This window comes from Bacillus cereus group sp. BfR-BA-01331 (assembly GCF_022663915.1).
GTDB classification, from domain to species: domain Bacteria; phylum Bacillota; class Bacilli; order Bacillales; family Bacillaceae_G; genus Bacillus_A; species Bacillus_A mycoides.
Window position 1 is genome coordinate 152,335 of sequence record NZ_JAKUGJ010000001.1, and the last position, 23,048, is coordinate 175,382.

Below are 23,048 nucleotides of genomic sequence, written 5' to 3' on the forward strand. Positions count from 1 at the left end.
TTTTTCTATACAAATAGTCGGAAAAACGCTAGAATACATGGTAGACCATTTTTGTAATAGGAGTGTAGAGCTGAATGTTACATCAATTTTCACGTAATGAATTAGCCTTTGGAAAAGAAGGCCTTGAAATATTAAAAAATAGTACAGTCGGTATTTTAGGAATTGGCGGCGTAGGGTCATTTTCGGCAGAAGCGCTAGCACGTTCTGGCGTGGGACGTCTTGTATTAGTTGATAAAGACGTTGTAGATATTACAAATGTAAACCGTCAAATTCACGCGTTAGTATCTACTGTAGGACGTTCAAAAGTAGAATTAATGAAAGAGCGTATTGCAGATATTAATCCAGAGTGTGAAGTAATTGGACTAGAGATGTTTTATACAGATGAAACATATGAAGAGTTCTTTAAACACGGTTTAGATTTCGTAGTAGATGCATCTGATACGATTACGTTCAAAATTCATTTAATTAAACAATGTTTACGTCGTAAAATCAAAATTATCTCATGTATGGGTGCGGCAAATAAAATGGACCCAACTCGTTTCCGTATTGCGGACATTTCTAAAACACATACAGATCCAATTGCGAAAGTAATTCGTACGAAGCTTCGTAAAGATGGTATTAAAAAAGGTGTAAAAGTTGTCTTCTCTGACGAAAACCCAATCGTAATTCGTGAAGAAGTACGTAAAGAAATCGTACCAGACGAAAATGCAAAGATTCGTAAAGCGAAATTACCACCTTCTTCAAATGCGTTCGTACCATCTGTGGCTGGTTTAATTATGGCAAGTCACGTTGTACGTGAGCGTATTAAAAACGTAGAAGTGAAGCGTGTAGGGCAAGAATAAAAAGGAAGCATATATCGTTTAGGATATATGCTTTTTGTATGTTTTAAAGAAATATCGATGTCGAATCGTTAATATAATTACATTTACTGTGGTGCTTTTTCACTAAGGGAAAATAAACAGGGATGTCACTTAGTTGAAAAAGTGGCATCCCTGTTTTTAGTTTTCTGCAGAATATATAATATCTAAATTTCCATTTTGATCGGTTTTGAAAATCGGAGCAATTTGCTCTTCTTGTTCTTCGACCGAAACAAGTTTTCGAGCACGATCCATAATTCTAACAAGCATTGCATAATCTTCTTCGATTGCTTGTTGTTTTTTTGTGAGAACAGCTAATTTTGCTTCAAGTTCATTATTCGTTTTTTGCAGGGAAGTGAGCTGATCTTGTAATACGTCATTTTCAGTTTGTAACTTTGCGAGTGAAGGGTTATTGTGCTCCAAGTTTTGCAAAAATGAGATGACATTTTGCATTGTAAGACCTTGTTTATTTGGGACAATATCTTCTGAAAACTCGGCATCGATTACGAGCTGCCGAGTTTGTGTGAACTGCTCTTTTTCTATTTTAGCTTCCGAACGCTTTAATTCTTTACGTTGTTTTTTTGCGATTTGCACCGCATCTTCATAATATGGTCTTACTTCAGCATTCCATCTAAAGCCACAAGCTGCTGAAGTTCGGTTTAATGTATCACCAACTTCATCGAATGCTTTTATTTGTGTACTTCCGCTGCGAATATGTCGTAAAACAGTTTCTGCTAAAAGGAGATCGTCTTCTTTTGTCCATGCATCTTGACGTGTTTTCATAAGCGAACCCTCCGTAATGGTGACGTTTTCGCTTATATTACCCTTTATTCTTCGTTTTATGCGAACTTTGTAATCTTTCATAAACAGTAGAAAGTGCTTGTTCAAATTTTCCTGTCGTTTTCGGTTTATAATATTGCTTATTTTTAATTTTATCAGGTAAGTATTGTTGTTGTACCCAACCGTTTGGGTGATCGTGTGGATATAAGTATCCGATGCCTCTTCCTAACGATTCGGCTCCTTTATAATGACTATCTTTTAAATGACTTGGAATATCGCCTGTTTGGCCATTACGTAAATCGTGTAGTGCGGCATCGAGTGCTTTATAGGCCGAGTTTGATTTCGGTGATAGACAAAGTTCAATAACAGCATTTGCAAGTGGTATGCGTGCCTCTGGGAAGCCGACCCGTTCAGCTGATTCAATCGCTGCAAGTGTACGTTGTCCAGCTTGTGGGCTAGCAAGTCCGATATCTTCATATGCCATAATAAGCAGACGTCTACCGATGCTTTGTAAGTCACCAGCTTCAATAAGACGTGCTAAATAATGAAGTGCGGCGTTCACATCACTTCCGCGTACTGATTTTTGAAAAGCAGATAAAACGTCATAGTGAGCATCGCCACCTTTGTCGTGAACAAAACTCTTTTTCTGTAAGCATTCTTCCGCGATTTCAAGTGTAATTTCCGCGGCTTTGTCGTCAGTTGTAAAGCTAGATAAAACAGCTAGTTCAAGTGCATTATAAGCTGAGCGCATATCTCCGCCTGACGCATTTGCAAAGTGATGTAATGCTTCATCCGTAACAGTTACATCATATTCCCCAAGCCCTTTTTCTTTATCTTCAAGCGCTCGTTTTAAGCCAATTAAAATATCATCTTCTGTTAATGCGTGTAATTCGAAGATTTGACAACGGCTTCGAATAGCAGAATTAATAGCATGGAACGGATTGCTTGTCGTTGCACCAATTAAAGTAAGAAGTCCGCTTTCTAAATGGGGTAATAGAAAGTCTTGCTTCGCTTTATCTAGCCTATGAACTTCATCCAAAATTAAAACGAGGTGCCGATGCATCTTCGCTTCCTGTACGACAACTTCCATATCTTTTTTATTATGAGTAACAGCGTTTAAGAGGCGAAACAGGGTTCCAGTACTTCCTGCAATTGCGCTAGCGATTGATGTTTTTCCTGTGCCTGGAGGACCGTATAAAATCATTGATTGAAAATGATTTGCTTGGACCATACGCCATAAAATCTTGCCTTCACCAACTAAATGCTGTTGTCCGATAATTTCTTGAATATTTGTAGGGCGCATTCGATGTGCGAGTGGTTGTTTCATTTGACCCTCTCCCTTAATGTATAATCTCATTCTATCGTATCATTTTTTTTGATGAAATTTGAAATAGGATGCTGTTTTATGGGAAAAACGAAGGATAATATTTTCATTTTTCTTTCAATTGTAATAATTTCCGAGTTTTTCAATGTGATTTTATGTTATCATTTTGATACACAAGTTGAAATTTCTTATAATACTATATTATGCTATAATTTCATAGGATTTTAAATTGTGTTCTTTTATAAAGTGAAACTTTAATTAGTGGGGGTTTTGTTCATCCCCCACCTAACTTCTTTGCTCCAGCCGAATTGTGAGGTGGGAGTTTTACTGCCCGCAAATGGCGGGATAAATAAGATATAACCAATAGAAGTGAAAATTTGAAAAGAGGTGCAAAATAGATGAAGATTTCAACAAAAGGCCGCTACGGCTTAACAATTATGATCGACCTTGCAAAAAAGTTTGGTGAAGGCCCAATTTCATTAAAATCAATTGCACAGGCACATGACCTATCTGAGCATTACTTAGAGCAATTAATTTCACCACTTCGTAACGCTCGTCTTGTAAAGAGTACGCGTGGTGCATATGGCGGATATGTATTATCTGATCAGCCAGTCAACATTACAGCTGGAGATGTAATCCGTGTACTAGAGGGTCCAATTAGTGTTGTAGAAATGATAGAAGAAGAAGAACCAGCACAACGCCAATTATGGATGCGTGTTCGTGATGCAGTGCAAGAAGTATTAGATAGTACAACTTTAGAAGATTTAGTACGTTATGAGGAAGAAAATCACGGGGGCTATATGTTTTACATTTAATTCCTTGTGAAACGATTTGGAAAGAAGGAGATTTAATGGAACGCATTTACTTAGATCATGCTGCGACATCTCCGACTCACCCAGAAGTGGTCGAAAAGATGATTCCATATATGACAGAAACATTTGGAAACCCGTCTAGTATTCACTTTTATGGGCGTCAAACGCGCCATGCGGTAGATGAGGCGAGACGTGTGTGTGCACGTAGCATTCACGCGAGTCCAAATGAAATTATATTCACGAGCGGTGGTACAGAAGCTGATAATTTAGCGCTTATAGGTGTAGCGCGTGCGAATCGTCATAAAGGTAACCACATTATTACAACGCAAATTGAACATCATGCGATTTTGCATACGTGTGAATTGTTAGAGCGTGAAGGATTTGAATTGACGTATTTACCTGTTGATGAAACAGGGCGTGTTCAAGTTTCTGACATACAAAAGGCACTAACGGAAGAGACGATTCTTGTATCTATTATGTTCGGGAATAATGAAGTAGGGACAATACAACCAATTGTGGAAATAGGAAAGTTGTTAAAAGAGCATCAAGCTTATTTCCACACAGATGCTGTACAAGCTTACGGTTTAATAGAAATAGATGTGAAAGAGTTTGGTATTGATTTATTATCGATTTCCGCTCACAAAATTAACGGCCCAAAAGGTGTAGGGTTCCTATATGCTGGTGCAAATGTGAAATTTGAACCGTTATTAATAGGCGGAGAGCAAGAAAGAAAACGTCGTGCTGGTACTGAAAATGTACCTAGTATTGTTGGACTTCAACATGCAGTTTCGCTAGCTGAAAAAACTCGTGAGCAAAAAAATGCCCAATATGAAGAGTTTAAAGATATAATGGTATCTGTCTTCAAAAATGAGGACATTCATTTCGAGGTAAACGGAGACTTGGAATATCGCTTACCACATGTGTTTAATATAAGTTTTACAGGAATGAATATTGAACCGTTTCTTGTAAACCTAGACTTAGCTGGTATTGCAGTATCAAGTGGTTCTGCTTGTACAGCTGGTTCGATTGATCCATCACATGTATTAGTGGCGATGTTCGGAAAAGACTCCGATCAAATACGTTCATCCGTACGCTTTAGTTTCGGACTTGGAAATACGAAAGAGCAAATTGAAAAAGCGGCGTACGAAACAGTGAAAATCGTGAAGCGATTAACACAAAATTAGCATGGGAGGTGACATGATGAACAAACTACCTCAAGAAACACGCGTTGTCATCGGGATGTCCGGTGGCGTCGATTCATCTGTAGCAGCTCTTTTATTAAAAGAGCAAGGTTATGATGTAATCGGAATTTTTATGAAAAACTGGGATGATACAGATGCAAATGGTGTCTGCACAGCAACAGAAGATTACAATGATGTAATTGAAGTGTGTAACCAAATCGGCATTCCGTATTATGCAGTAAACTTTGAAAAACAATACTGGGATAAAGTATTTACGTACTTTTTAGATGAGTACCGAGCTGGTCGTACACCAAACCCAGATGTAATGTGTAACAAAGAAATTAAATTTAAAGCATTTTTAGAGCATGCAATTGCACTTGGTGCTGATTATGTAGCAACAGGTCATTATGCACGCGTTGCTTATATGGACGGCGAATATAAAATGCTTCGCGGCGTTGATGACAATAAAGATCAAACATATTTCTTAAATCAATTAAGCCAAGAGCAACTATCAAAAACAATGTTCCCATTAGGTGAATTAAAGAAACCACAAATTCGCGAAATGGCGACAGAAGCTGGTTTAGCGACAGCGGCGAAGAAAGATAGTACTGGTATTTGCTTCATCGGTGAGCGTAACTTTAAAGATTTCTTAAGTAACTATTTACCGGCGCAACCAGGTGTGATGCAAACATTATCTGGTGAAGTGAAAGGGAAACATGATGGTTTAATGTATTATACAATTGGACAACGTCATGGCCTTGGTATTGGTGGTAATGGTGATCCGTGGTTTGCTGTTGGGAAAAACTTGAAAGAAAACATTTTATATGTTGACCAAGGATTCCATAACGAACTTCTATATGGTGATGAAGTTATTGCTACGAATGTAGGCTGGGTAAGTAATAAAGCGAAGGAAAAAGAATTTACGTGTACAGCGAAATTCCGTTATCGTCAAGCAGACAATAAAGTAACGGTTCAAATCGTTGATGAAAATACAGTTCGTATTCTTTGTGATGAGCCAATTCGTGCGATTACGCCAGGCCAAGCAGTTGTTTTCTATGATGGAGATGAGTGCTTAGGCGGCGCTACAATTGATGAAGTATATCATAGTGGTAAGAAATTAGATTATTTAGGATAACACGAGAAGCCTCTGCCGATTAGCGGTTAGAGGTTTCTTTTACATAAAGCGAATTTTCGTTCGCTTGGAAAATACATTCTTTGTTATAATTTGTTGTAGAGGTGAAGGATATGTCAAACAAACTTGAAACAGGTATTAAATATATGCAAGAAGGAAACTGGGAAGAAGCAGCTAAAAATTTCACAGAAGTAATCGAAGAAAATCCGAAAGATGCGCTTGGATACATTAACTTTGCGAATTTATTAGATGTATTAGGTGATAGTGAGCGAGCAATTGTATTTTATAAACGTGCATTAGAATTAGATGGTAAATCTGCGGCTGCTTATTATGGCTTAGGAAATGTATATTACGGTCAAGAGCAATTTGCAGAGGCAAAGGCTGTATTTGAACAAGCGATGCAAGCGGGATTACAATCAGCTGATGTAACATTTATGTTAGGTATCACGCATGTGCAACTTGGCAATGACCGTCTTGCGCTGCCATTTTTACAAAGAGCAACTGAATTAGATGAAAATGATGTAGAAGCTGTTTTCCAATGCGGACTTTGCTTCGCGCGACTAGAACATATTCAAGAGGCGAAACCTTATTTTGAAAAGGTATTAGAAATGGATGAAGAGCATGCAGATGCGTATTATAATTTAGGTGTTGCGTACGTATTCGAAGAAAATAACGAGAAAGCTCTTACTTTATTTAAGAAAGCGACTGAAATTCAAGCAGACCACTTTTTAGCTGGTAATGGTATTCGTTTATTGGAGCAAGAAGCTGAATAAAGTGAAATTATAGTTTAATGCGCAGTTACCCCTCATCTAAAGATTGTGAAAGAGGTGGGGGATGTACTGCCCATTAAAGTGAAAAGAACTCGGAAAGGAGAGGAAATATGGGAAATCAACATGCAATGGATTTGTTTGAGGAAGAAAAAAGATTTATAAAAGCGCAAGTTCTTCATACCATTTTCCACAACGAAGAAAACCTCTATTCCGTTGTCAGTATGAAAGTCATTGAAACGAATGAAACATACGACGAAAAAAAAGTAATGATAAACGGTCATTTTCCCCGTATGCATGAAGATGAAGTGTTTACATTAACAGGTCATTTTAAAGACCACCCAAAGTATGGAAAACAATATTTAGTTGAAACGTTTAAAAAAGAACTGCCACAAACAAAAGCAGGTATGGTGCAATATTTAGCGAGCGATTTATTTAAAGGGATTGGAAAGCGTACAGCCGAAAAGATCGTGGACCATCTCGGTGAGCATGCGATTTCTAAAATTATGGATGATCCTGATGCGCTAAATGGTGTTGTAAACAAGCAAAAGGCGCAGGAAATATATGAGACGATTATTGAGCATCAAGGGCTCGAGAAAGTGATGAGTTTTTTAAATGGTTACGGTTTTGGAACAAAACTTTCTATTAAAATTTATCAGCAATATAAAGAGATGACATTAGAAGTGATTCGTAATAATCCGTATAAACTTATTGAAGAAGTGGACGGAATTGGATTTGGAAGAGCAGATGATATAGGGCGTGCAATCGGAATAACGGGCAATCACGACGACCGTGTACGTGCAGGGTGTTTTTATACGTTAGAGAATATTTCATTACAACTCGGTCACGTGTATATGGAAAAAGGTCAGCTTGTAAGAGAAACGATGTCACTTTTAAATAATCAAGAAGGCAGAGTGACTGAGGAAGATATTGTAGGCTGCGTTGAAATGATGCAAAGCGAAGGGAAAGTCATTATAGAAGAAGAGCGAGTGTATTTAGCTTCTTTATTCTATTCTGAGAAAGGCGTTGTAAAGTCAATTCGTCGTCTTATGAATCAAGAAGAAACCCCTGCATTCCCTGAAGCAGAAGTGTTAAAAACATTAGGAGAAATTGAAGAACAGCTAAAGGTACAGTATGCGCCGCTTCAGCAAGAAGCAGTTCAAACTGCACTTCATAAGCCGATGATGTTATTAACAGGTGGACCAGGGACGGGGAAAACAACAGTTATTAAAGGAATTGTTGAAATGTATGCGTCACTTCACGGAGTATCATTAAATCCGAATGAATATAGTGATGATAATCCATTTCCAATATTATTAACGGCCCCAACTGGAAGAGCGGCGAAGCGCATGAGTGAATCGACAGGACTTCCAGCTTGCACAATTCATCGTCTGCTTGGATGGACGCCAGAAGGATCTTTTCAGCGCAATGAAACAGACCCTGTACAAGGGAAGCTCCTTATTATTGATGAGTTTTCGATGGTAGATATTTGGCTTGCAAATCAGCTATTCAAGTCACTTCCGACAAATATTCAAGTTATCGTTGTAGGTGATGAAGATCAGTTACCATCTGTAGGACCTGGACAAGTGTTAAAAGATTTATTGAATGCAGGTGCGGTTCCAACGGTCAAGCTTACAGAAATTTATCGTCAAGCGGAAGGGTCATCTGTTATTCAACTTGCCCATGCGATAAAAGACGGAACACTTCCACCAGATTTAGCGCAAAATAAAAAAGATCGTTCATTTATCAGCTGTGCAGGTGCTCAAATTGTTGAAGTTGTAAAAAAAGTATGTGAAAACGCGAAGACGAAAGGGTTTAGCGCAAGAGATGTACAAGTGTTGGCACCTATGTACCGCGGACCGGCAGGTATTAATGTGTTAAATGAAGCTCTCCAAGAAGTGTTTAATCCGAAAAAAGAAAAAAGTAAAGAAATTGCCTACGGTGACGTTGTATACCGCAGAGGTGATAAAGTACTTCAATTAGTCAATCAGCCGGAAAGCCAAGTATTTAATGGTGATATCGGAGAAATCGTTTCGGTGTTTTATGCGAAAGAAAACGTTGAGCAACAAGATATGATTATCGTTTCATTTGATGGGATTGAAGTAACGTATACAAAGCCAGATTTAAATCAAATTACACATGCATATTGCTGTTCGATTCATAAATCACAAGGTAGTGAATTTCCGATTGTTATTATGCCGATTGTAAAAAGCTATAACCGTATGTTACGTCGTAATTTAATTTACACGGGTATTACAAGGAGTAAGAAATTCCTTATTATTTGCGGGGAGGAAGCAGCGTTTCAATCCGGTGTAAATCGCCTTGATGATGCAATGCGTCAAACGACTTTAGCTGGCCGATTGCAAGAATCACAAGGAGAAGTGCAGATGGTGACGGTTAATGGTGAAGAAATGGACGTGGAAAACATTTCACCGTATGATTTCATGTAACAAGGTGAAATTATATAGTGAACCTTTCAAACGTATAACGTTGAAAGGTTCTAGCAATGTATAAATGAATGCAGTTTGGACATAATGGCGAATAGAATCTGGGAGACTGTAAGGAGATGAAAGCCATATGTTCAGTTGTCCAAATTGCAAAGGGAAAGACATCGGAAAAATAGGTGTCAACCAATTTTATTGCTGGAATTGTTATATCGAATTATCGGTTTCAAAGGGGAAAATCCATACACATCAAGTAGAGGAAGATGGTTCATTAAGCTCTCTTGATGATTTATTTGATGATAATGAAAGAACGATCGGATAACGAAAAGGGGGATTTACTTTGAATCTACGCAATTCATTAATCGCATTAGGTGTTGGAGCTGCAGCATATCAATATGCTCGCAAACAAGATGTATTCTCAAAACGCAATGTGAAAAAAGCACGTAAGATGATTAAGTCTTATTTATAAGGCGTAAAAAACTCCCTTTATGATAAGGGAGTTTTTTTATGCGCTTGTATGCAAATATAAAAGTCCGATTTCAGAGAAGAGATAAGATAAACCGTAGCATCCAACGCCAAGCATTCCATAATGCCATAAGTGCTTAGCTCTTTCCTTTCGTGAGGAACGAATAAAGAAGCCTTTCCAAATACCAAACCCGATACAAATCCATTCAAGAAGCATAAAAAGTGCGGATAATGCAAGCATAAATAAGATCATTATGAGCCCTCCTGATTATATTTTGACATTCTGTATTTTCAGGGGTGGTTGTCCTTATTATGTTAAATATATGTACGTCTTTAAAAAACAGTATGGTCTGTATAAAAAGATTTTAAAACTTTTGCACATAACCTAACCTATTTATTTTCAAAATAAAGATGGAGGAGGTTTTTCGTGTGAAGAATCTTAAAATCATTTGGATATATCGTTTAGGATTATTGTTACTCGTTTTTCTTTGTTTGCTCGTCTTTTTAAAAATTAAGCCACTATGGGCACCGATTATTTTTGTATTTAAAGTGGCGATCACACCGTTCTTTATTGCTTGTTTTATTGCTTATTTATTACACCCTTTAATTGAAAAAATCCATAAGGAAGGAATGCCACGCACACTTGCTATTTTGCTCATTTATATTCTTTTCTTTGGCGGAATTGGCTATGGAATTTATAAAGGAACGCCAGTTGTTATTAAACAGTTACAAGAAATTAATGAACAATTTCCACAGTTTACAAAAATGTACGATTCTTGGATGGATGGAGTTACAGAACAAACAGCGAATTTCCCATCATTTATTCATGAAAAGGTGAAACAAATTTTTGGTGGTGTAGAAACGAAGATTCAAGCGCTTTTAAATAAAGTCATGAGCACAGCTCGTGGTGTACTGGATTCGTTACTCATTATTTTCTTAATTCCATTCATTGTATTTTACATATTAAAAGATTACGGTGAGTTTTATCATATATTTTGGAAATTAGTCCCGAGTAAGTGGCGTAGTACGGGTCAAATGCTTGCGAAAGAAATTGATAAGTCACTCGGAAGTTATATTCGAGGACAGTTATTTGTTTGCTTAGTATTAGGGGGAGTATCTGTTCTTTCTTTTTGGTTTATCGGTATGAAATATCCATTGCTGCTCGGCATTATTATTGGGGTAACGGATATAATCCCGTACTTTGGTCCTATTTTAGGGGCGATTCCCACGTTGATGATTGCGGCAACGGTATCAACGAGTTTACTCATTAAGGCGGGGATTACAATTGCTATTTTGCAATTTTTGGAAAGTAACATTTTATCGCCTTACATCGTTGGTAAGTCGCTTCGTATGCATCCCGTTATTATTATGCTCGCATTACTAGTTGGAGGAGAGATAGCCGGGATTGTAGGATTGCTAATATCGGTTCCAATTTTAGCTGTTATTCGTACAGTGATCGTTCATGTGAGGCCTCTTTGGAAAAGAGAAGATATTTAAAATGAAAAGTAGATGCTTATGTAGCTAACGAAAATGTGTGTAGTACAATATAATTATTATTATCTACATTGACAAACTTAAGAGAATTCTATTATATTTAGTCATATAATACATTAAATCAATGACGGAACAAGTATGTTACAGTCCATTTATAGAGAGAAGCTTCCAATGGCTGAAAGAAGCTTTAAATGAAGGGTAACAGAAAGCTAATCCTGAGAGCAGCTAATCACTGCCGTCTTGCCACGTTACGGCACCATGAGGTGATGAATTGATTGTTATAATAATCAATTCATAATTAGGGTGGTATCGCGAGTTAACTCTCGTCCCTTTTATTAGGGGCGGGAGTTTTTTATATTTAAGGAGGAAAATACAATGAAACAACTAACAGGCGCACAAATTCGTCAAATGTTTTTAGACTTTTTCCAAGAAAAAGGACATGCAGTAGAACCAAGTGCATCACTAGTTCCTCATGAGGATCCATCTCTTCTATGGATTAATAGTGGTGTAGCGACATTAAAGAAATATTTTGATGGTCGTGTAATCCCACAAAATCCACGTATTACAAATGCACAAAAATCAATTCGTACAAACGATATTGAAAACGTTGGGAAAACGGCTCGTCACCATACATTCTTTGAAATGTTAGGGAACTTCTCAATCGGTGATTACTTCAAAGAAGAAGCAATTACTTGGGCTTGGGAATTTCTAACGAGCGACAAATGGATCGGATTCGATAAAGAATTACTATCTGTTACAATTCATCCGGAAGATGAAGAAGCATTCACAATTTGGAATGAGAAAATGGGTGTTCCAAAAGAACGCATCATCCGTTTAGAAGAAAACTTCTGGGATATCGGTGAAGGGCCAAGTGGACCGAATACAGAAATTTTCTATGACCGCGGTGAATCTTACGGTAATGACTTTAGTGACCCAGAATTATATCCGGGCGGAGAAAACGAGCGTTACTTAGAAGTATGGAACCTTGTATTCTCTCAATTTAACCATAATCCAGACGGTTCATATACGCCACTTCCTAAGAAAAACATCGATACAGGAATGGGTCTAGAGCGTATGACATCTATCGTTCAAGATGTACCTACGAACTTTGATACAGACCTATTCATGCCGATGATTGGTGCAACAGAATCAATTTCTGGTGAGAAATATCGTAATGGCGATTTAGAAAAAGATATGGCGTTTAAAGTAATTGCTGACCATATCCGTACAGTAACATTCGCTGTTGGTGATGGTGCTCTTCCATCTAACGAAGGCCGTGGTTATGTGTTACGTCGTTTATTACGCCGTGCTGTTCGTTATTCTAAGAAATTAAACATCAACCGTCCGTTCATGTTTGAATTAGTACCGGTTGTTGGAGAAGTAATGAAAGACTTCTATCCAGAAGTACTTGAAAAGAAAGATTTCATCGCAAAAGTTGTGAAGAATGAAGAAGAGCGTTTCCATGAAACACTTCATGATGGTGAATCAATTTTAGCTGAAGTAATTGCAAAAGCGAAAGAAGAAAAAACAACTGTTATTTCTGGCGTAGATGCGTTCCGCCTATACGACACGTACGGTTTCCCAATTGAATTAACAGAAGAATATGCAGAAGAAGCTGGTATGACAGTTGATCAAGCGGGCTTTGAAAATGAAATGGAGAAACAACGTGAGCGTGCACGTGCTGCTCGTCAAGACGTTGATTCTATGCAAGTTCAAGGCGGTGTACTTGGTGAAGTTAAAGTAGCGAGCGAATTCGTTGGTTACGGTACAGTTGCAACAGAAAGTAACGTTGTTGCACTTGTGAAAAATGGTGAGTATACAGATAGCTTACAAGCAGGTGAAGAAGGACAATTAATGCTTGATGTAACGCCATTCTACGCTGAGAGCGGTGGGCAAATTGCAGACCGTGGTTATCTTCTTGCTGACGGCGTGAAAGTTGTTGTAAAAGACGTACAAAAAGCACCAAATGGTCAAAACTTACACAAAGTTGTTGTTGAAGAGGGTACATTAACGAAAGAAGCGGCTGTAAAAGCTCTTATCGATACGAAAAACCGTAGTAGCGTTGTGAAAAACCATACAGCAACTCACTTACTGCACCAAGCATTAAAAGATATACTTGGAACGCATGTTAACCAAGCGGGTTCTCTTGTAACATCTGAACGTTTACGTTTTGACTTCTCTCACTTCGGTCAAGTACAAGCTGATGAATTAGAAAAAATTGAGCGTATCGTAAACGAAAAAATTTGGGAAAGTATTGATGTTGCGATTTCTCAAAAAGCAATCGAAGAAGCGAAAGAAATGGGCGCAATGGCATTATTCGGTGAAAAATATGGTGATGTTGTACGCGTTGTACAAGTAGGCGATTACAGCTTAGAGCTTTGCGGTGGTTGTCACGTTGATAACACAGCTTCTATCGGTATTTTCAAAATCGTTGCTGAGTCTGGTATCGGTGCAGGAACTCGTCGTATTGAGGCGGTAACTGGTAAGTCTGCATACGAATTAATGAACGATCAAGTAGGTTTATTAAAAGAAGCAGCAGGAAAAATGAAAACAAATCCGAAAGATATTTTAACAAGAGTTGATGGTTTATTTGCTGAAGTAAAACAACTTCAAAAAGAAAACGAATCTCTTGCTGCGAAATTAAGCAATATCGAAGCTGGAAACTTAACTGATTCAGTAATGACAGTTGATGGCGTGAACGTATTAGCGGCAAAAGTAAATGTTGCAGATATGAACAACTTACGTACAATGATGGATGACCTTAAAAATAAATTAGAGTCTGCAGTTGTTGTATTAGCGTCTGTAAATGACGATAAAGTAAATATTTTAGCTGGCGTAACGAAAGATTTAATTAGTCAAGGTTACCATGCGGGTAAACTTGTGAAAGAAGTAGCTTCTCGTTGTGGAGGCGGCGGTGGTGGCCGTCCTGATATGGCACAAGCAGGCGGTAAAAACCCAGCGCAAGTAGAGGAAGCTTTAGCGTTTGTACAAGAGTACGTTAAATCTGTTTCAAAATAAAGAGATAGTAGTGTACAATGGTAGGGAGAGGAGAAGTTCTTCTCCCTATACTTACTACTTACAAGTGAGGTGCTTGAAATGGACGGTTTTGATAAGACAATGAAGTTTAGCATTCAAGATGAAAAACAGAGTGTCCATGTAAATGATGTACTTTTAACTGTGTATGATGCACTTCAAGAAAAAGGTTATAATCCGATTAACCAAATCGTCGGTTATTTATTAAGTGGAGATCCAGCATACATACCTCGCCATAAAGATGCACGAAGCATCGTTCGCAAGCTTGAACGTGATGAGATAATTGAAGAGCTTGTGAAGTCTTACTTGAAACATCATCGTGAGGAGTAGTTTATGCGGATATTAGGTTTAGATGTTGGTACTAAAACAGTCGGTGTTGCAATGAGCGATGAGATGGGCTGGACAGCACAAGGGCTGGAAACAATCAGGATTAACGAAGAACGAGGCCACTTTGGTTTTGACCGTATTTCTGAGTTGGTAAAACAGTACAATGTGGACAAAATAGTAGTAGGTTTACCTAAAAATATGAATGGTACAATCGGCCCTCGTGGTGAAGCGTGCCAGCAATTTGCAGAAAACCTGCGAAATCTGTTACAATTAGAAGTTGTAATGTGGGACGAGCGTTTGTCGACGATGGCAGCGGAACGTCTGCTCATTTCAGCTGATGTGAGCCGTAAGAAGCGAAAACAGGTAATCGATAAGATGGCTGCAGTCGTGATCTTACAAGGATTTTTAGATAGTAAATAAGAGGTGACCAAAATGGAAGAAAATCAAATTACAATTGTAGACGAAAAAGGAAACGAACATTTATGTGAAATTATTTTCACTTTTGATGCTGAAAAATTCGGCAAAAAATCTTACGTAGTCTTCTCTCCAATCGGTGAAGTAGACGAAGATGGAGACCAAATCTTCGATGCAATGGCATACGAGCAAAGCGAAGAAGAGGGCGGAACATTACTTTCAATTGAATCTGAAGAAGAGTGGGAAATGGTACAAGAAATGTTTAACACTCTTGCTGATGAGCAAGAAGAAGAATAGTAATGGATAAAAAGGCGAACTGTGTACACAGTTCGCCTTTTTTGTATTCATATGCAAAATGACAGATTTTTTGTCGAAACTACTTAATTGTTTATAGTATAATAAGACGGGTTGTATGAAAAAAGGCTTTAAATAAGTAGCTGTCACCGATTATTTAGAAATGATTGGTTTTGCTTTATGTTTGTAGGGCATTGTATAGAGGAAGTGTATACGGTCTACAATTAAATAAGGAGGAAGAATTTTGGTAGAGAATCAAGTGAAGAAGAAGCGTAGACGCATTTTTTTAATTTCGATTATCGCACTGCTTTTAGTTTGTGGATCAGTCTATGCGTATATTTCATCTGCATTAGGGCCAGTTGATAGTGGAAATAAAAAAGAGATTGAGGTAGAGATTCCAAAGGGGTCATCTACAAGTAAAATCGGTGAGATTTTAGAAGAAAAAGGTGCTGTGAAAAGCAGTACAGTTTTTAGTTTTTATACGAAATTTAAGTCGAAAAGCTTACAAGCAGGTACATATTTATTAAATCCTTCGATGAGTGCTAACGATGTCATTGAACAAATGTCATCTGGCAACGTACATCGTCCGGCTCTTTATAAAGTGACGATTAAAGAAGGAGCGCAAGTAACTGAAATTGCTGAAGTGATTGCGGCAGAATTAAAGTGGAATAAAGATGATGTTGTGCGTCAATTAAACGATAAAGCATTTATTCAAAAAATGCAGCAAAAGTATCCGAAGCTATTAACGGATAAAATTTTTGATAGCAACATTAAATATCCACTAGAAGGATACTTATATCCAGCAACGTATTCTTTCTATAAAAAGGATACGAAATTAGAAGAAATTGTAATCCCGATGCTTGAGAAAACAAATGCAATTATTGTTCAAAATGAGGCGAAAATGAAAGCGAAGAACTGGGATGTTCATCAACTTCTCACGTTGTCTTCACTTATTGAAGAAGAGGCTACTGGCTTTACTGATCGCCAAAAAATCTCTAGTGTTTTCTATAATCGTTTAGCGAAAGGCATGCCGCTTCAAACGGATCCGACGGTATTATACGCGCTTGGAAAGCATAAACAACGTGTATTATACGAAGACTTGAAAATAAACTCACCGTACAATACGTATGTTGTGAAAGGGTTGCCAGTTGGACCGATTGCAAACTCTGGTAAACATTCAGTGGAAGCAGCGTTAGATCCTGCGCAAACAGATTATTATTATTTCTTAGCTGCACCAAGTGGTGAAGTGTATTATGCGAAAACATTAGAAGAACATAATGCATTAAAGCAAAAATACATTACGAAAAAACAGTGAAATGGGGAGGGATAGCGAAAAGGGTCGCATATCCCTCTTTTTTGTGGTAAAATATATCGGGTTAAAAACTGGCAGAAGAATCGTTTTTAATATCAAAACGGGACGTACAAGCTAAGGGTGAAACTGGCTTGTATTTTTATTGCATTCTATGTGTGAAAAGACAAAGGTTGACGCGTCATAGAGGCACTTCTCCATGTAAATAAGGAGGACCAATTATGGAGGATGCAGTTAACGAGTACCTATTATCATTTATTGATCCAAAAGATAAATTAATTCTTGAAATGGAAGAGTATGCAACTGAAAACCATGTGCCGATTATGGATCGACTTGGAATGGAATTTATGCTGCAATTTTTACGTTTAGTTGGACCGGAAAGTATTTTAGAACTTGGAACAGCAATCGGTTATTCTAGTATTCGTATGATGCAAGCTATTCCGAACTCTCGCATTGTGACAGTAGAGCGCAATCGTGAACGATATGAAAAGGCACTTGAATATATAGAATGTTCCTCGGTAACAGACCGTATTTCTGTTATTTACGGTGATGCTTTAGAAACGGGCGAACAAGTGAAAGAACATGGAACATTTGATGTTATTTTTATTGATGCAGCGAAAGGGCAGTATCGTCGCTTTTTTGACTTATACGAACCGTTATTAAATCCTGGTGGCGTTATTATTTCAGATAACGTTATGTACCATGGTCTTGTGACGACAAAAGAGAAAATTGAAAATAGACGTACCCGTGGTTTGATTCGTCGTATTAAGACGTACAATGAATGGCTTATGAATCATGAAGGATATGATACAACGATTTTCCCAATTGGCGATGGAGTGGCTGTAAGTAAAAAGAGAGGGTGACAAAAGTATGAAGAAACCTGAATTGTTAGTAACGCCTAGAGCGGTGGCGGATATTGAACCTCTTGCGAAAGCAGGGGCAGATGCAGTAATGGTTGGTGAACAAAAGTTTGGTTTACGTTTGGCAGGAGAGTTTTCACGTGAAGATGTGAAACAAGCTGTAAACATTGCACATGAAAATGGTGTGAAAGTATACGTTGCAATGAATGCGATGTTCCACAATGATAAAGTAGAAGAATTAACGGACTATGTTGCCTTTTTAAATGAGGTAAATGTAGATGCGATTGTTTTCGGAGATCCAGCGGTATTAATGGCTGTTCGTGAAGTTGCACCAAATATGCAACTTCACTGGAATACAGAAACGACAGCAACAAACTGGTTTACTTGTAACTATTGGGGGCAAAGAGGAGCGAAACGCGCTGTATTAGCTCGTGAGCTTAGCTTAGATGAAATTGCTGAATTAAAAGAAAATGCTGAAGTGGAACTTGAAGTGCAAATTCACGGTATGACTTGTATGTTCCAATCGAAGCGTTCACTAGTAGGAAACTACTTTGAGTATCAAGGGCGTAATCTCGACATCGAAAAGAAAAAGTATGAAGAGAATATGTTCTTATACGACCCAGAACGTAATAACAAATATCCAATTTATGAAGATGAAAATGGTACTCACATTATGAGTCCGAATGATATTTGTTTCATCGATGAGTTAGAGGAACTAATCGATGCTGAAGTCGATAGCTTAAAAATTGATGGTGTCCTAAAAAGTTCTGAGTACATTATTGAGGTGACGAAGAAATATCGTAAGGCGATTGATTTATGTGTAGAAGATCGTGATGCGTATTATGACGTGAAAGATGATTTATTTAAAGAGATAGAAGAAATACAACCGGTAAATCGTCCGTTAGATACAGGATTCTTCTTTAAAGAAACGGTTTACTAAACGAGGAGGGTGTAGGAAATGACTGTACAAGAAATTTCACGAGTGATCGATGGCAAACGCGTTATTGTGAAAAAACCTGAACTGTTAATCCCTGCGGGTAACTTAGAAAAATTAAAAGTAGCTATCCATTATGGGGCAGATGCTGTATATTTAGGTGGACAAGAATTTGGTCTTCGTTCTAATGCAGGTAACTTTACGCTGGAAGACATGGCAGAAGGCGTTGAATTTGCAAAGAAATATGGAGCGAAAATATACGTGACAACAAATATTTTTGCACATAATGAAAATATGGATGGGCTAGAGGAATATTTAAAAGGGATTGAAAAAGCTGGCGTAACGGGAATTATCGTTGCCGATCCGCTTATTATTGAGACATGTAAACGTGTAGCTCCTTCTGTTGAGGTGCATTTAAGTACACAACAATCACTATCCAACTGGAAAGCAGCACAGTATTGGAAAGAAGAAGGTTTACATCGTCTTGTATTAGCTCGTGAAGCAAGCTATGAAGAAATGAAAGAAATTAAAGAAAAAGTTGATGTTGAAATTGAAGCATTCGTCCATGGTGCAATGTGTATCGCGTATTCAGGGAGATGTACATTAAGTAACCATATGACAGCGCGTGACTCTAACCGTGGTGGTTGTTGTCAATCTTGCCGCTGGGATTATGATTTAGTTCAAACGGTATCACAACATAAAGATGCAAAAGAGCTTCCTCTATTCCAAGAAGAAGATGCTCACTTTGCGATGAGCCCAAAAGATTTAAATTTAATCTTATCAATTCCGAAAATGATTGAAATTGGAATTGATAGCTTAAAAGTTGAAGGACGTATGAAATCTATCCATTACGTAGCGACTGTAGCAACTGTATATCGTAAAGTAATTGATGCGTATTGTGCGAATCCGGATAACTTTGAGTTTAAACAAGAATGGTTAGATGAACTTGATAAATGTGCAAATCGTGATACAGCTCCTGCATTCTTTGAAGGGGTTCCAGGACATCAAGAGCAAATGTTTGGAAATCATAGTAAGAAAACAACGTATGATTTTGCTGGTTTAGTGTTAGATTATAATGAAGAAACGGGCATCGTAACGCTTGAGCAACGTAATCACTTCAAACCAGGACATGAAGTGGAGTTCTTTGGGCCAGAAATAGAAAACTTTACGCAGACGGTGGAGAAAATTTGGGATGAGGATGGAAACGAATTAGATGCAGCGAGACATCCGTTGCAAATCGTGAAATTCAAAGTGGATCAACCAGTGTATGTGAATAATATGATGCGCAAAAACATACTTCAATAAGAAAGAGTGGTAGTCGAATGGGGACGAATAAGCCTGTTGTAATTGGAATCGCTGGTGGTTCAGGATCAGGAAAAACAAGTGTAACGAAAGCGATTTTTGACCATTTTAAAGGTCATTCCATTTTAATCTTGGAGCAAGATTATTATTACAAAGATCAAAGCCATTTACCAATGGAAGAACGTTTAAAAACAAATTACGATCATCCGTTAGCGTTTGATAATGATTTGTTAATTGACCATTTGCAGCAGTTGCTTGCATATGAGCAAGTGGAAAAGCCTATATATGACTATACATTGCATACGCGTTCAGAAAAAATTATTCCAGTTGAGCCGAAAGATGTAATCATTTTAGAAGGAATTCTTATTTTAGAAGACCCACGTCTTTGTGAGTTAATGGATATTAAGGTGTTCGTTGATACAGATGCAGACCTTCGTATTTTACGCCGCATGCAGCGCGATATTGAAGAGCGCGGTCGTACAATGGATTCAGTTATCGACCAATACGTAAACGTTGTACGTCCAATGCATAATCAATTTATTGAGCCTTCTAAGAAATTCGCGGATATTATTATCCCTGAAGGTGGACAAAACCATGTTGCAATTGATATTATGGTTACAAAAATTGCAACAATTCTTGAACAAAAAGTAAATTTGTAATAGCATAGTAAAAGATATACGATAGGAAGGGATTTTTTCCCTTCTTATCGAATACAATGAAACATGAAACCTCACCTACCAATAGGTGAGGGCATATTTATATCAACTTTCCATACATACCTTCTTTATATAAGGAAGAATTGGAGAATAAGGGGTTGTATGTGACAACTCCACTAGTGCTACGTGTGCTAGAAACCTCCGCTATATAAGCGGAGGAGTTTTCATATGGAACTCCTCTTTTTTTCGGGGGATTGGTATATAAAAGGAGTGGAAAACATGGCAACAGAAAAAACATACCCTATGACGCAAGAGGGTAAGCAAAAACTAGAGAACGAAGTTGAACAATTAAAAACAGTAAGACGTAAAGAAGTTGTAGAGCGTATTAAGATCGCACGTAGCTTCGGAGATCTTTCAGAGAACTCTGAGTATGATGCAGCGAAAGATGAGCAAGCATTCGTAGAAGGACGTATTACACAACTTGAAAACATGATTCGTAATGCGGTTATCATTGAAGACAATGGTGAAGAGTCTACAGTTGTAACATTAGGTAAAACAGTAATATTTAAAGAGTTACCAGGTGGAGACGAAGAAGCGTACATAATCGTAGGTAGCGCAGAAGCCGATCCATTTGAAGGAAGAATTTCTAACGATTCTCCAATCGCAAAAAGCTTATTAGGTAAGCAAATTGGTGAGAAGGTAGCAATCCAAACACCAGGTGGAGAAATGCAAGTAGAGATTATCTCTGTAAAATAACGTAAAAAATCACTCGTGTAAAAACGAGTGATTTTTTATTTGTATAAAAGGTGAAACACCTCGTCTAAACTACAATAGACGAGGTGTTTTTTATGAAAATGAAACGGAGAATTATAATTGTTTTAATTTGTTTTATGGGTGTGATTTTTTTATTACTTTGTCGTTTAATCCAAATACAGATTATAGATACGGAATCATTTACTGACCGAAATATCAATCTGATTGAAAAAAGTGTTACGCAACGAACACAATCACTTACAGTAGATAATGGAAGAGGGCATTTTACAGATCGAAATGGTAAGGAAATTGGTGAAGAGAAATATCCAGTCTTAATTGTTTTTCCGTTTTTACAAATAAAAAATGACATGTTAGAGAAAATTGCGCATATCATTGGTGTGTCGAGACAAGAGATAAGACTGCAAATGAAAAATAAGAATCAAGCATTTATATTACGAAAGGAGAATACCCCATTTCAATTAACGCTCGAGCAGATGAAGAAGGTAAATCAATTAGATATTTTAGGTATTGTAGCAGCAGAAGTTCGACTGAAGCAAATGGGGGAGGCAAATCATTTAATTGGTGATGTGGGAGAGAATGAACAGGAATTTCAAAAGCGTTATGGAGAAATGAAAAAAACTTCGAAACAAACGCCAATTGGTATTTCTGGATTGCAACAATCATTTGATGAATTTTTACTGACTGATGGAGAAGCGAAAGTACTATATCAAGTGGATCGACAAGGAGAACCGATTTTTGGGAAGCAGGCGAAATACACTTCACCAGGAAATCCATTTTATCCAGTTACTATTCAAACAACAATACATAAAACGTTGCAACGACGAGCAGAGAAGATTATAGATGAAAACGGAATAAAAAAAGGTGGGTTAGTATTACTAGACATAAAGAATAGTGAAGTTTTAGCAATGGTAAGTAGGCCTTCTTTACAGATGAATGATAGGAGGATATATAAATCTACACTTGAAAATCAAATGTTAACTCCTCATTTTCCGGGGTCTGTTTTTAAAACAGTAGTTGCAGCAGCAGTAATTGATGAGAATTTGGTGCGGTTTAATCGTACATTTAACTGTAATACGGATTTATACGGTGAAAATCTTCCACAAGTTATGATGGGGTCATTAAACTTTAAGGAAAGCTTTGCTAGAAGCTGTAATCGAACGTTTGCCGTATTAGGTGATGAACTAATGCAAAAGGATAGGGAAGTATTAGAAACGTATTTAGAGGCCTTAGGAGCAAGTGAGAAGGTAGGTTGGAAAGGTTCAGTGTTTCATACACCAGAATTTGAGCAATTGCCAGAAGAAAAGAGTGCTATTATTTGGGGAAGCGAAGAAAATAAAGATAGTAGAAAAGCGATTGCTCAAACGATAGTCGGACAAAAAGATGTACGTGTGTCACCTCTAGCTATAGCGAATATGATGGCGACAATTGCTAGAGGTGGAGAGAAGATGGAAGTGAAAGCTGTGAAAAAAATAGTGTATAAAAATGGAACCGACTTTTTTGCATTTGAAAATCATAAATTAAATGGGAAACAGCTTTCTTATGAAACGATGAAAAAATTACAACAGTTGTTAAGAGCCGTTGTAACGATGGAGAAAGGAACGGGAACCGCATTCCGTTCGTTGCCACTAACTGTCGCTGGAAAATCTGGGACAGCACAAACAGGAAAAGGAGAGAGGGTGAATCGCTGGTTTGCAGGTTATTTTCCATATGAAAACCCAAGATATGCTTTAGTTGTAGTTGATATAGAAACAGATAGTAATGAAAATGTAGTCACACCAGTTTTTGCAGAAATGGTAGAGGCAATTCATCAATTAGAAATTGAAAAGTAATCTTGCAATTATTTATGAAATGTTTTCATTTCGTGAAAATATTATTGTAAATGTTCAACC

Annotated in this window: 23 protein-coding genes and 1 other annotated feature; of the genes, 20 read left to right on the forward strand and 3 right to left on the reverse strand. The window is 37.6% G+C overall.

Annotated elements, in window-relative coordinates:
• Nucleotides 1-74: 74 nt before the first annotated feature.
• The gene (locus MR155_RS00710; protein ID WP_000903181.1) at nt 75-842 is read left to right on the forward strand and encodes a tRNA threonylcarbamoyladenosine dehydratase; all 768 of its coding nucleotides are present in this window, start codon (nt 75-77) and stop codon (nt 840-842) included.
• Nucleotides 843-998: 156 nt separating this feature from the next.
• On the opposite strand, the gene MR155_RS00715 is transcribed toward MR155_RS00710, so the two are convergent.
• Together MR155_RS00715 and MR155_RS00720 are read right to left on the reverse strand one after the other, a co-directional pair.
• The gene (locus MR155_RS00715) at nt 999-1,640 is read right to left on the reverse strand and encodes an RsfA family transcriptional regulator (protein WP_219303576.1); all 642 of its coding nucleotides are present in this window, start codon (nt 1,638-1,640) and stop codon (nt 999-1,001) included.
• A 37-nt stretch (nt 1,641-1,677) separates the two neighbouring features.
• Nucleotides 1,678-2,964 (reverse strand): replication-associated recombination protein A, encoded by a 1,287-nt coding sequence (locus MR155_RS00720; RefSeq protein WP_002067244.1) that lies wholly within the window; start codon nt 2,962-2,964, stop codon nt 1,678-1,680.
• A gap of 395 nt (nt 2,965-3,359) precedes the next feature.
• On the opposite strand from MR155_RS00720, the gene cymR reads away from it, so the two are divergent.
• From cymR to MR155_RS00755, 7 genes are all read left to right on the forward strand, one after another.
• Nucleotides 3,360-3,776, forward strand: a complete 417-nt coding sequence (gene cymR / locus MR155_RS00725) for a cysteine metabolism transcriptional regulator CymR (RefSeq protein ID WP_000704117.1) — start codon at nt 3,360-3,362, stop codon at nt 3,774-3,776.
• Nucleotides 3,777-3,811: 35 nt separating this feature from the next.
• Nucleotides 3,812-4,957 (forward strand): cysteine desulfurase family protein, encoded by a 1,146-nt coding sequence (locus MR155_RS00730; RefSeq protein ID WP_242307606.1) that lies wholly within the window; start codon nt 3,812-3,814, stop codon nt 4,955-4,957.
• 16 nt (nt 4,958-4,973) lie between these two features.
• On the forward strand, nt 4,974-6,089 hold the full coding sequence (gene mnmA, locus MR155_RS00735) for a tRNA 2-thiouridine(34) synthase MnmA (RefSeq protein ID WP_002088752.1): 1,116 nt from the start codon (nt 4,974-4,976) through the stop codon (nt 6,087-6,089).
• Nucleotides 6,090-6,199: 110 nt separating this feature from the next.
• Complete coding sequence (locus MR155_RS00740; protein WP_219303575.1) at nt 6,200-6,859, forward strand: tetratricopeptide repeat protein; 660 nt, start codon at nt 6,200-6,202, stop codon at nt 6,857-6,859.
• Between the two features lie 107 nt (nt 6,860-6,966).
• On the forward strand, nt 6,967-9,303 hold the full coding sequence (recD2, locus tag MR155_RS00745; RefSeq protein WP_242307610.1) for an SF1B family DNA helicase RecD2: 2,337 nt from the start codon (nt 6,967-6,969) through the stop codon (nt 9,301-9,303).
• Between the two features lie 127 nt (nt 9,304-9,430).
• Nucleotides 9,431-9,619, forward strand: coding sequence for a hypothetical protein (locus tag MR155_RS00750; protein WP_002015288.1), 189 nt, complete (start codon nt 9,431-9,433; stop codon nt 9,617-9,619).
• An 18-nt stretch (nt 9,620-9,637) separates the two neighbouring features.
• Nucleotides 9,638-9,766, forward strand: coding sequence for a YrzQ family protein (locus tag MR155_RS00755; RefSeq protein ID WP_002015286.1), 129 nt, complete (start codon nt 9,638-9,640; stop codon nt 9,764-9,766).
• Between the two features lie 36 nt (nt 9,767-9,802).
• On the opposite strand, the gene MR155_RS00760 is transcribed toward MR155_RS00755, so the two are convergent.
• Entirely contained in the window at nt 9,803-10,015 is a 213-nt protein-coding gene (locus MR155_RS00760; RefSeq protein ID WP_002015285.1) for a hypothetical protein, read from the reverse strand.
• 158 nt (nt 10,016-10,173) lie between these two features.
• On the opposite strand from MR155_RS00760, the gene MR155_RS00765 reads away from it, so the two are divergent.
• The 12 genes from MR155_RS00765 (at nt 10,174) to MR155_RS00820 (ending at nt 22,988) form a co-directional block, all read left to right on the forward strand.
• Complete coding sequence (locus MR155_RS00765; RefSeq protein WP_219303574.1) at nt 10,174-11,259, forward strand: AI-2E family transporter; 1,086 nt, start codon at nt 10,174-10,176, stop codon at nt 11,257-11,259.
• A 112-nt stretch (nt 11,260-11,371) separates the two neighbouring features.
• Nucleotides 11,372-11,590: a binding site (T-box leader), on the forward strand.
• 41 nt (nt 11,591-11,631) lie between these two features.
• Nucleotides 11,632-14,274 carry an alanine--tRNA ligase gene (gene alaS / locus MR155_RS00770; RefSeq protein ID WP_016100592.1) on the forward strand — a complete coding sequence of 881 codons (2,643 nt, stop codon included), beginning with the start codon at nt 11,632-11,634 and terminating at the stop codon, nt 14,272-14,274.
• Nucleotides 14,275-14,352: 78 nt separating this feature from the next.
• Complete coding sequence (locus MR155_RS00775; protein WP_000348591.1) at nt 14,353-14,619, forward strand: IreB family regulatory phosphoprotein; 267 nt, start codon at nt 14,353-14,355, stop codon at nt 14,617-14,619.
• Nucleotides 14,620-14,622: 3 nt separating this feature from the next.
• Nucleotides 14,623-15,036 carry a Holliday junction resolvase RuvX gene (gene ruvX / locus MR155_RS00780; RefSeq protein WP_001221204.1) on the forward strand — a complete coding sequence of 138 codons (414 nt, stop codon included), beginning with the start codon at nt 14,623-14,625 and terminating at the stop codon, nt 15,034-15,036.
• Between the two features lie 12 nt (nt 15,037-15,048).
• Entirely contained in the window at nt 15,049-15,327 is a 279-nt protein-coding gene (locus MR155_RS00785) for a DUF1292 domain-containing protein (RefSeq protein WP_002034112.1), read from the forward strand.
• Nucleotides 15,328-15,568: 241 nt separating this feature from the next.
• Nucleotides 15,569-16,639, forward strand: a complete 1,071-nt coding sequence (gene mltG / locus MR155_RS00790) for an endolytic transglycosylase MltG (RefSeq protein WP_242307615.1) — start codon at nt 15,569-15,571, stop codon at nt 16,637-16,639.
• A gap of 215 nt (nt 16,640-16,854) precedes the next feature.
• The gene (locus tag MR155_RS00795) at nt 16,855-17,496 is read left to right on the forward strand and encodes an O-methyltransferase (RefSeq protein WP_012261742.1); all 642 of its coding nucleotides are present in this window, start codon (nt 16,855-16,857) and stop codon (nt 17,494-17,496) included.
• Between the two features lie 7 nt (nt 17,497-17,503).
• A complete protein-coding gene (locus MR155_RS00800) occupies nt 17,504-18,433 on the forward strand; it encodes a peptidase U32 family protein (protein ID WP_002015276.1) in 930 nt (309 codons plus the stop codon).
• 18 nt (nt 18,434-18,451) lie between these two features.
• Nucleotides 18,452-19,732: a peptidase U32 family protein gene (locus MR155_RS00805; RefSeq protein WP_107887419.1), complete on the forward strand. Its 1,281-nt coding sequence runs from the start codon at nt 18,452-18,454 to the stop codon at nt 19,730-19,732.
• 17 nt (nt 19,733-19,749) lie between these two features.
• Nucleotides 19,750-20,388 (forward strand): uridine kinase, encoded by a 639-nt coding sequence (gene udk / locus MR155_RS00810; protein ID WP_002015274.1) that lies wholly within the window; start codon nt 19,750-19,752, stop codon nt 20,386-20,388.
• A gap of 276 nt (nt 20,389-20,664) precedes the next feature.
• Nucleotides 20,665-21,141 carry a transcription elongation factor GreA gene (gene greA / locus MR155_RS00815; protein WP_078213491.1) on the forward strand — a complete coding sequence of 159 codons (477 nt, stop codon included), beginning with the start codon at nt 20,665-20,667 and terminating at the stop codon, nt 21,139-21,141.
• Nucleotides 21,142-21,233: 92 nt separating this feature from the next.
• Nucleotides 21,234-22,988 carry a peptidoglycan D,D-transpeptidase FtsI family protein gene (locus MR155_RS00820; RefSeq protein ID WP_242307616.1) on the forward strand — a complete coding sequence of 585 codons (1,755 nt, stop codon included), beginning with the start codon at nt 21,234-21,236 and terminating at the stop codon, nt 22,986-22,988.
• Nucleotides 22,989-23,048 lie beyond the last annotated feature (60 nt).

Excerpts from the sequence above, each read along its gene's own strand:
- MR155_RS00710 (WP_000903181.1), top strand. The coding sequence starts at position 75 with ATGTTACATCAATTTTCACGTAATGAATTAGCCTTTGGAAAAGAAGGC.
- MR155_RS00715 (WP_219303576.1), bottom strand. The coding sequence starts at position 1,640 with ATGAAAACACGTCAAGATGCATGGACAAAAGAAGACGATCTCCTTTTA.
- MR155_RS00720 (WP_002067244.1), bottom strand. The coding sequence starts at position 2,964 with ATGAAACAACCACTCGCACATCGAATGCGCCCTACAAATATTCAAGAA.
- cymR (WP_000704117.1), top strand. The coding sequence starts at position 3,360 with ATGAAGATTTCAACAAAAGGCCGCTACGGCTTAACAATTATGATCGAC.
- MR155_RS00730 (WP_242307606.1), top strand. The coding sequence starts at position 3,812 with ATGGAACGCATTTACTTAGATCATGCTGCGACATCTCCGACTCACCCA.
- mnmA (WP_002088752.1), top strand. The coding sequence starts at position 4,974 with ATGAACAAACTACCTCAAGAAACACGCGTTGTCATCGGGATGTCCGGT.
- MR155_RS00740 (WP_219303575.1), top strand. The coding sequence starts at position 6,200 with ATGTCAAACAAACTTGAAACAGGTATTAAATATATGCAAGAAGGAAAC.
- recD2 (WP_242307610.1), top strand. The coding sequence starts at position 6,967 with ATGGGAAATCAACATGCAATGGATTTGTTTGAGGAAGAAAAAAGATTT.
- MR155_RS00750 (WP_002015288.1), top strand. The coding sequence starts at position 9,431 with ATGTTCAGTTGTCCAAATTGCAAAGGGAAAGACATCGGAAAAATAGGT.
- MR155_RS00760 (WP_002015285.1), bottom strand. The coding sequence starts at position 10,015 with ATGATCTTATTTATGCTTGCATTATCCGCACTTTTTATGCTTCTTGAA.
- MR155_RS00765 (WP_219303574.1), top strand. The coding sequence starts at position 10,174 with ATGGAGGAGGTTTTTCGTGTGAAGAATCTTAAAATCATTTGGATATAT.
- alaS (WP_016100592.1), top strand. The coding sequence starts at position 11,632 with ATGAAACAACTAACAGGCGCACAAATTCGTCAAATGTTTTTAGACTTT.
- MR155_RS00775 (WP_000348591.1), top strand. The coding sequence starts at position 14,353 with ATGGACGGTTTTGATAAGACAATGAAGTTTAGCATTCAAGATGAAAAA.
- ruvX (WP_001221204.1), top strand. The coding sequence starts at position 14,623 with ATGCGGATATTAGGTTTAGATGTTGGTACTAAAACAGTCGGTGTTGCA.
- MR155_RS00785 (WP_002034112.1), top strand. The coding sequence starts at position 15,049 with ATGGAAGAAAATCAAATTACAATTGTAGACGAAAAAGGAAACGAACAT.
- MR155_RS00795 (WP_012261742.1), top strand. The coding sequence starts at position 16,855 with ATGGAGGATGCAGTTAACGAGTACCTATTATCATTTATTGATCCAAAA.
- MR155_RS00800 (WP_002015276.1), top strand. The coding sequence starts at position 17,504 with ATGAAGAAACCTGAATTGTTAGTAACGCCTAGAGCGGTGGCGGATATT.
- MR155_RS00805 (WP_107887419.1), top strand. The coding sequence starts at position 18,452 with ATGACTGTACAAGAAATTTCACGAGTGATCGATGGCAAACGCGTTATT.
- udk (WP_002015274.1), top strand. The coding sequence starts at position 19,750 with ATGGGGACGAATAAGCCTGTTGTAATTGGAATCGCTGGTGGTTCAGGA.
- greA (WP_078213491.1), top strand. The coding sequence starts at position 20,665 with ATGGCAACAGAAAAAACATACCCTATGACGCAAGAGGGTAAGCAAAAA.
- MR155_RS00820 (WP_242307616.1), top strand. The coding sequence starts at position 21,234 with ATGAAAATGAAACGGAGAATTATAATTGTTTTAATTTGTTTTATGGGT.